This is a genomic window from Rhodopirellula maiorica SM1, assembly GCF_000346295.1.
GTDB classification, from domain to species: Bacteria; Planctomycetota; Planctomycetia; order Pirellulales; family Pirellulaceae; genus Novipirellula; species Novipirellula maiorica.
Genome location: NZ_ANOG01000872.1, coordinates 1 through 8,904 on the forward strand (window position 1 = coordinate 1; position 8,904 = coordinate 8,904).

At 52.7% G+C, this 8,904-nt stretch carries 4 protein-coding genes; 1 reads left to right on the forward strand and 3 read right to left on the reverse strand.

Annotated elements, in window-relative coordinates:
- The first annotated feature begins 823 nt into the window (after positions 1 to 823).
- Entirely contained in the window at positions 824 to 1,603 is a 780-nt protein-coding gene (locus RMSM_RS27860; RefSeq protein ID WP_063870273.1) for an N-acyl amino acid synthase FeeM domain-containing protein, read from the forward strand.
- 8 nt (positions 1,604 to 1,611) lie between these two features.
- On the opposite strand, the gene RMSM_RS27865 is transcribed toward RMSM_RS27860, so the two are convergent.
- From RMSM_RS27865 to RMSM_RS27875, 3 genes are all read right to left on the reverse strand, one after another.
- Positions 1,612 to 2,310, reverse strand: a complete 699-nt coding sequence (locus RMSM_RS27865; protein ID WP_236622325.1) for a hypothetical protein — start codon at positions 2,308 to 2,310, stop codon at positions 1,612 to 1,614.
- A 291-nt stretch (positions 2,311 to 2,601) separates the two neighbouring features.
- The gene (locus RMSM_RS27870; RefSeq protein WP_040769697.1) at positions 2,602 to 7,074 is read right to left on the reverse strand and encodes a DUF7467 domain-containing protein; all 4,473 of its coding nucleotides are present in this window, start codon (positions 7,072 to 7,074) and stop codon (positions 2,602 to 2,604) included.
- Positions 7,075 to 7,910: 836 nt separating this feature from the next.
- Entirely contained in the window at positions 7,911 to 8,573 is a 663-nt protein-coding gene (locus RMSM_RS27875) for a hypothetical protein (RefSeq protein ID WP_236622326.1), read from the reverse strand.
- Between the last annotated feature and the right edge of the window lie 331 nt (positions 8,574 to 8,904).

Genomic DNA, 8,904 nt, shown 5'->3' on the forward strand with positions numbered 1-8,904 from the left:
GTACTGACAACGTGCAAGCTTGGTGCGAACCAAGTAATGCAAACGGGAAGGAAGGTTCGATGCTATCCAGCGTCTCACCCTTTGACGAAACGATTTTCCAACTTGCTGAAGGCCAATAGTTCATTTTTTCGATTGGCATTCACGAAATACGGGGAAGAACAAGAACAAAAGGGGGTGGCGAATTCATCCGTGAAAGACACTATCTTACATCCCCCCCACACTAACCGGGAACGCGTCTCTCCTCCTTTTCACGACTTCTTTGAACCAAACTTTCTTGATTTCGCTCAAATGCGTGACAAACCGACACTTGGATCACAGGCGTTCACTGCAAATTGCGGTTAATTATCCCCGTTTTGACGGGGTGCGTTGGAGCGAACTGCAGGATGCCGTTTAGCTGAACAGGCTGATAGCGATTTTCATTGTGGAGACTCACTGATGCAAAAACGGCGAGCAGAGACATCAATATCGCCCCCCACAAAGACGCATTGGCGCCCCGTCGCAAGCGCCGCCCCCACTTGGTTCAGAAGCTCAAAACGAAGTTGTCATCCGTCCTACGCAGTAGCACGTGATTCGTGGATCGAGACAGCAAATCGAAAAGCAATCTCTTGCACCCGATCGGTTGGACCGGACAACCGTTACAGACCTTTCTTATTGACTAGGTTTCTGTGGGGAATCTTGGGTGCACGCGTATCAGTTGCCGATTCCTGTCCTAGCTTTCAATAGCAAGGTACAGTTCCGGGGGGCACTGAAACTCGCTAAACGTGTAGTGGTTCTCGGTCGAATCACTCCAACGTCGATTCACTTATCAAAGAGTTACCCTCCGATGTCTAGTGCGATACTAAGTGCGCATGAAGCGGCGTCTTCGCAACCTACGGTTCGAGATCTCACGATCAGCTTGGCTCGATCGCGAGAGGACCTGCGTCAGGCATTCAGACTGGTGTACCAGTCCTACTACGACGCCGGTTTGGCCGTCGACACGCCCAGCGGGATGCGTTTGACTCCATTTCACTTGGTGCCGACGACCGAGGTCTTGGTTGCCAAACTCGATGACACGGTAACATCAACACTGTCGATGATTGGCGATGGATACCTGGGATTGCCGATGCAATCGATGTATCCACGAGAAATCAAAGAGCTTCGCGACCAAGGGCTACGGCTGGCTGAAATTGGAAGCCTGGCCGACCGACGCGACTCACCGGTGCGATTCATCGAAACGTTTGCAGAGCTAGGTCGTCTGCTTGTCCAAGTGGCTCATTCACGAGGTATCGATGGATTTGTTGTGGCCACTCACCCCAAACATGCACGCTTGTACAAACGCGTGATGGGATTTCGCCAAATCGGCGAACTCTCGGATTGCCCGTACGCGAATGGCAACCCGGCAGTGGCACTTGTTTTGAAATTCGACGAACACGCGGGAACGTCACTGCACGAACGCTACTTTGGAAACCCGTGTCCCCCAAGCGATCTTGTTCAGTATCGCTGGGACCGTGACACTCGCAGTTACTTCCGCCGCGCTCTACAGCGAGACAAAACCATCGCAACACTAGCTGGAATCCAGGGTTACTACAACTGGGCCGCAATCACAGGCAACCTAACAGTTTAGGAAACGACTCACTCGCTGCATCTGATTGCGTTTGAAGTTGTCGCCGTTCGTCGACGACGACTCAACACGCCTCCCAGAATCAGTGCAGATGACCAAATCACCGCCGACATGGGCTCCGGTACAGTACTTGCCACGCTTCCAAATTTGGCTGGCTCTACCTTAAAACTATTCTCAAAAAATGTTTCCTTTGGGAATCCTTCGAATGTAACGTCGAAAGTAGATGGAAAAAAATTTTCGAGATATCCTTTCTCGGTGGTAGCTGTAAATTTAATTGTCTCCTCGGTTGGAAAAGAACTTGTGTCCATTCCAACCAGCGATCCTTCGAGCAACAGTTGCGTTTCATTCGACGTGCTGAGACCACCGGCGTCGTTCAGTATCCCGAACAGATGAAAAGAGCCGCTTAAAAGTGTTCCCGTGTTGCCCACAATCGCATCAAGCGCAAAGAACCCTGGCCCCGACGGAGCGAATGTCTCAAAAACATCCTCGATATCACTTGCTAATCCCATGGCAACATCGGGAGTAGACGCTGGGGTGCCAAATTTAATAGTGAAACGCTCGCTGCCGAGAACATTCAAGTTGAGAGCAACACCACCGACCACTAGCCTATCTGAAATGCTGGTTGGATTGTCGTAATCGATCAGTTGCACCCCTAACTGCATATCAGGCCCCGGTGGGTTCCAAATGATACCGCCGTTTGCTGTGTTCATTGAAAAACAGCAGACCAGGAGAAACGATAAAAATGGCAGTGAAGATCTCATCACATCGGCCGATGGGTTAGAAGGGAAATGAAAGTTTTTCCGAAACAAATGGAAGAGCATCAGTGATCCGATATATACAAAATCGCGATACTCTACGAAACACATCCTTGACACGGCATTTACTAGAAATTCGTCACCACAGTCCGCTGATTATCCAAGGGGAAGAGTAAATTCTTCGATGCCGGCACTTCGCTCCACTGCATCCCCGCCTACAGAAAACCGACGCGATACTTCCCGATATCACAGAACTCCGACTGTTTGCGTATCATCGTCATCGTCATCGTCGCCATCGATATCAAAGTACATGTCCAAGCGATAGTCGTTGGAATCGCTACTCACACTCTTCTCAAATTCAAATTCAACCAGCACAATTTGCCCTGCTGCGATGGTGCGGTTGTCGACCGTTCCCGTTTTCCAATCATTGCTGCCGATCGATAACCCGCCACTGGACCATCCCGTTGCAGTTCGGAAGATCTCAACCCCGTCGATTTTGATCTTCTTGAGCTTCTTGTTCTGTTCGGCCCAGTTGAAAACCAAGCTTTCTAATAGGGCCTCATCGTTGCCCACGTTGGTCAACGTGAATTTCATCTTCCGGCCGGTGAAGAGGACATCCCCCGCGACCACATTGCCATCGCCAGTCATCATCGCTCTGGGTTGAAGACCGAGAATCGCCCCTTCATCTCCAATAAAACCGACCAACTGGGCTCCTGCGAACTGATTTCCCAACACCAACGGTGCCGAGCAAGAAGCATGCACCTCGACCGTGCGGATCAAGTCGCCGCTGGTCGGGTCAAGGAAATGGACAAAGATTTTGGAACGAAGGTGCGAGCGGCCTGCTAATGTCGCATCGATACCAAAGACGTCCCCATGGTTCACGGTGCCACCAAAATACATCTCGACCCCCGTGGCAAATGCATCCTCGTCATCCGTCACGCGGACAAACACGCTCGAGACTCCAACGAGGCTTCCATGCGAGACATTGATTTCGGATTTGTCGCCCTGGGCATGATTGAATTCATCCGACGCGGTGTAACGCATGTTCAATTGCGTCGGTTGTTCGCCTGTTTCGCACAAATCGATCGCTGGCAATACGCCAACGTGATGACTCATATCCATGTCCATCAGTGGCACCGGCACTCCGTCGCTTTGGACGCTGCCAGTGACAACTCCCTTGTTGCCAACCACGCCTTCTTGACGGACGATGTCCATCGCCTCGAACAACCAGGTCTCATTGGCGTCGAGCAATCCGTCCCTGTTGATATCACCGACGTTGTGCCCCGCCTCGTCAACGATCGCCATGATCGCCTGGTCGACTCCCGATGGCGGTTGCCAATAGAGATCATCGCTGGCATCCCCCGGCGTGCCGTTGTCATCAATGACATTGTCCAGGGTGATGGGAGTGCTACCGTGATTAGTCACTTCGTAGGTGAAGATCACTTTGTCGCCGAGCGTGATCGGGACCGCTTCCTGAGCGGTGTCAGCATCTTCGCCGTGATGTTCTATTGGATTCGGTTCCGCAAGTCTCGCGGAATCGCCATCCTCGTCGGTGACGCCTACCAGGGTCACGCCGCCAAAGATATCGCCCAATCTCAGCGGTTTTGAACAGGAGGTATGAAAGTCAATCGTTTGCAGCAAAGTCCCGCCTGCGGATGGATCGGTGTCGTAGATCAAGACGTAGGTGGACGAACCGAAGCTTGTGTCGCTGTACGCTTGAGTCAGATCAAACGCGTCTCCTAGTCCCACATTGCCCGCAAAGAATTGCCCCCGTTCACCGTCAGAGTCCTTGCTTCCGATGATGTAAACATCCATCGGCGCCGGATCCGAAAGATTGCCGACTACTACCGCTTTGCCTTCCTGCGGATTACTGACGACATTGTTGCCTTCGTAACGCAAGGTCAGCGTATCGAAATCATCCAACCCTAGATCGCCACAGACATCCGCGCCCACCAAACCGCTTGACTCCGCCTTCCCACGCGTGAATTTTTCGATGCTCAGTGGATTAACAAAGTGATGGCTCGGATTTTCAGCCATCACCATTCCTGGATCAGCAGTCACCTTACCGATATTCATCTGCTGGCCAACCGCGTCCGCAATTTCAACGGCTTGGTAATACCACGTTTCGCTGGGGTCGAGTAAACCGTCCTCGTTCATATCGCCCACGTTCGCGCCATTGGTCTGCAATACAGGCTCGACAACCACTCCGGTGTTGTCGGTAACCATCACATTGGACAGAGGAACGCCACCAGGATTGGTAATTTCATAGGTGAATGTGACCTTGTCGCCAAGTTGTGCCATCGGCCCCGTTGGGAGATCGGCCGGAACACCGATATTAGAAGCATCGAATGGATGATCTCCTTCCAGCACGACCGTAGGCCCCTGCAGTTCCAGCGGCCCCAGCGGTGGCAATTGATCAGCCAACACAGTCGACGATCCTGTTTCTCCGACCGCACCAACAATCTTCACTCCTCCGATGACATCGCCTAAGTTGATCGGCTGAGAACACGACGTGTGATACTGCATCGTTTGCAGCGGAGCATCCCCGGCATTAAACGAGCCAACGTTATCGAACATATAAATCATCATGTTCGAGCTAAACTTGGTCGAGTCGGCGTTGGCGGCTTTCGCCGTGAACGGCTCTTGCAACGAGACGGTTCCCGAGAAGTAGTTCGCTGCGGCACCCGAGAACACTTTGTGAAGGTCCGTCGAATTTGTCACAAAGAAGAACGAATCGTGCGGTGTCGAATCCACAACGCCACTGGTGCCCGCTTTACCGGGATCTTGATCCGTTTGAACATTGCTGCCGCCGACATAATCAAACGTCAATACGACCGGTTTGCCGACTTCACTGCACATCAACACTTCGCCGGTGACACCAAAATGATGGGCGGGGTCATCATCCATTACCATCGCACCACTATCGACAAAATTGCCAGTTACCTTGCCGATATTGCGGTACTGGCCCGCTAATTCAACCGTTCCCTTAGCAGTGTAGATCCACTGTTCGCCAAGTTCCAGCAAACCGTCGCCATCATCCCCCTTGACGTAATCAGGATAGAAATCATCGGCGGGGTCATTGGGGGTTCCTGCGTCGTCGACCACAACCACATTGGCAATCGGTCGATCATTTGGGTCAGGATTGGTGACGACGTAGGTCCACATGACTTCACTGCCGACCATCACTTCCGGTCCGCTGGCGGTGGTATCCGCATCCTCACCGAATCCGGCCGGTGCCATCACAGCCCCCTCTTTGCCCGCCATTTCAACTACTTGAACACTGCCAATCACATCACCAAGTCGAATGGGTTGTGAACAAGAGGTGTGGTACTGCATCGTTTGCAGTGCAGCAGCACCTGCCTGGAATGCGGATTGATTGTCGAACACCTCGATGATGGTATTGGACATGAACGACTTGGTCCCTGCGAGACTTGACGAAGCCGTGAATGAATCCCCCGCAGCGACGGTGCCCGCGAAGAAAACATTGCTCCCCCCATCGCCGACGACAATGTAAGTATCTGTAGGAGATGCATCCAGAGATCCGTTTGCCGTTGCCTTGCCGGGATCCTGAGCCGTATTCACGCTGGTGCTTGGGTTGTACTGCAAAGTTAATACGGTTGTCTTGCCAGTTGCCTCGCAAATGTTGCCCGAATGAACGACAAGCGGTTTAACCAACTTTTCGATATCGATCGCAGGCCCCGGAGCCTTGTCCACTCGCGTGTACTTCTTAATCGCAACATCCGATGCCAACACAATGCCAGCGTCCCAGGTCAGATCACTCTCACCGGGTCCCAAAGTCGTCACCGCCGCGACGCCGGTGACCGGGTCCGCATCACTGTCGTTGGCATCCGTCGAGCCGACGGCGCCTTCGGTAGTGAATTCAAATCCGCTTGGTAGTGTTGATGAATCAAAGACGACGAAATAGGCACCCGGATCGAGATCTTCGAACAAGTAATAGCCCGGTGTCGTGCCCAACGTCGTAGTCACTTGCGTAGCAATCGCCGGTCCATCATCACCGCCGGGTTCCGCGACGCCATCGCCATCGACGTCCGCATACAAATGGACGCTGACACCGTTCACTCCGGTGTCGCCATCATCTTGAATCCCGTTGCGATTGACATCCAGCCAAACAAAATTACCGAGCTCGGCGAGTTCAACCACTTCGCGTTCGATCGGACCAAGCAGCGTCTTATTATCACCTCCGAAATCCACGTCGAAGTTGCCATCGAAAGTCGAGTTTTCGCTGGTGATCCGCATTCCGATATCTCGATCCGCATAATATGCAGGCCGCGGATTGCCACTAGCCGATAACACTCCTGGCACCGACAGCGCCCCGCCAGTCACCTGCAGACGCAAATCGAAAACATCGGTTGTCGTCGAGCTACCCGAATCCGCATAACCAAACGCAATGACCTCGCCGGTCAATAGATCCCCCGTCACATCAGGAATCGAATCCGAGTCGAGGCTGAGTGAACCGGTAATTTTGAAGTCGTCTCCCGCGACGCCTCCAGCAAAATTTCCCGAATCATCAACCTTGAATTCGAGCTGAAAACTTTTTGGTGCCTGGACCTGTGTCCCGAAGCTGAAAAACGAGGTCTTGAATAGCAACGGAGTCGCGTCGGCAACGAACGTATCCGTTGCTGCGTTGTACTGAACCGATCCATTGAAGTTCGCATCCAAAGTTGGAAACGAAGGACTTACACCGAGCAGCGCCATCATGCGGCGATCCTCAAGCAACTCGGCCTGAATTCGCCGCCTGGCTTGCTTGCGGTTGCGTCCCACTCTTTTCTGGCGAGTGGTCGATGAAGCTAGGCCAAACAAAGATGGAATACGAGACAGTTGCATGAACAGGACCTAGGCGGGGCAGCAGACAGCGGATTGAAGTGAGCGACGGACGCTGGTACGGAACGATAACCCCCTACTGTAATCAGAACAAGTGATTGTCAATCCTTTTGAAGGCATCGAATCACAGAATGATTTCACCGGAATAACAGGCGGAATTTTGAGTACACATGCTCAACCAGGTCACCGAATGCAACTCTGTGCCGAAGGCGCTTTTGACTGCCACAAACCATACTTTGGGGAGGCCAAAGCGAGCAGAGCAAACTGGGGCTGGCACTCAGTCGCTTGGTGATGCAACGACAAGCAAACTCTTTCGTACTGAAAGTCGCGGAGACATTTGTGCAATGTCGTTGATCACTCCGCGATCATGACGTGAAGCGAGAACGAGACAAAACTCATGAACGCTTGTTGAGTTAATCGTTTAACAGTCAGCCGAAGGCGTACTCGCATCGGTTAGCGCACGCCTATCGGCTAACGGTTAAACGGAGCATTCTGAAGTCAGGCTAAATCAACAAACCGATGACGAGTTCTGCTACACAGATGGACGGATGACACGTTTTGATCGCGGAGCGATCAACGACGATGGGGTGTGAGATAGGCTTCGAGCCTGCCATCGGCCAGATATTCGCAAGGTAGCGAAAGTCGCCAAGACTTTTGGGCGGCATTGCCGTAAACGAAAAACCGACGAGCGGAGTCGTCGGGCGACGTTGCCACTAGACAGACAGACGATTCTTCATGCGTCGCCGCGACAAAACGCTGCCGACAACCACAACGGATCCCCAAATCGCCATCGAAGCTGGCTCGGGAACCGGCTTTGCTACGTCCGCCTGCCCTGCCGCCATGAAACTGCTTTCGAAACGATAAGCCCCAGCGGTTACTGGATTCGGCTCAACCACAGACAATGTCATTTTGAGGAATGCCTCGGCAAACGCCCCCCCGTAATACTTACTGAGTTCACCTGACACACCAGTCGCCATGAACTCTAATACGCCAGACGTTGAGAACACGGCCATGTTCATTTCGGTAATCGTGCCTTTCAGCAGTACAATCTCATCCGTCGGCGCTGCATCATTTAATGAACCGTGTATCGTAAAGGTGTTAGTTGCGACTGTACCATCGGGTTTAAAAGCTGCAACTTCACCACCCGGTTTGATAGTGGCTTGCATTTCAAACACTCCCGTTTTAATCGCGGCTGCGTACGGATCAATTGCAGCCGCTCGTTCCAGGCTGTGCTTGTCTGGCAAAATTGCGTCGATACCTGACAGCGATTTAAATCGAGTAGCACTACCGAACGCGAAGAATTGATCGCTGCCAGCATCATATATCGCCCCCACACCCAAGATTTCGATGTCGGGCGCAGGTGCCGTGGTCATCACTCCCGCGTGGGCTTGAGTCATCCCTGCGGCTAGCACTAACGGTACGAGGAGTGCAAGTGTTCGAATCAAGGCGAAACCGGCTTGTTTGGGTCATGAGGCTGGTAACAGTTTCCGGGATCAGAACGCCCCGAACGGCTCAATCGTACTCACCAGAATCCCCACCGCAAGGGCATTCCCTATGGGCTCCCCCCCGAATTCACAGGCGAATGACACAATACGGCTCAGTCAAGACGTCATCCGAGCCCTTGAACGCAACGCAGTGAGGCATTCATCCCCCGTGTTTTGCGAGGTTTTAGCGGCAGGACGCAAGCCCAATGCCATCTACTTTGGC

Coding starts and splice junctions, on each gene's coding strand:
- RMSM_RS27870 (WP_040769697.1), bottom strand. CDS start 7,074: ATGATGGCGCTGCTCGGTGTAAGTCCTTCGTTTCCAACTTTGGATGCG.
- RMSM_RS27865 (WP_236622325.1), bottom strand. CDS start 2,310: ATGAACACAGCAAACGGCGGTATCATTTGGAACCCACCGGGGCCTGAT.
- RMSM_RS27860 (WP_063870273.1), top strand. CDS start 824: ATGTCTAGTGCGATACTAAGTGCGCATGAAGCGGCGTCTTCGCAACCT.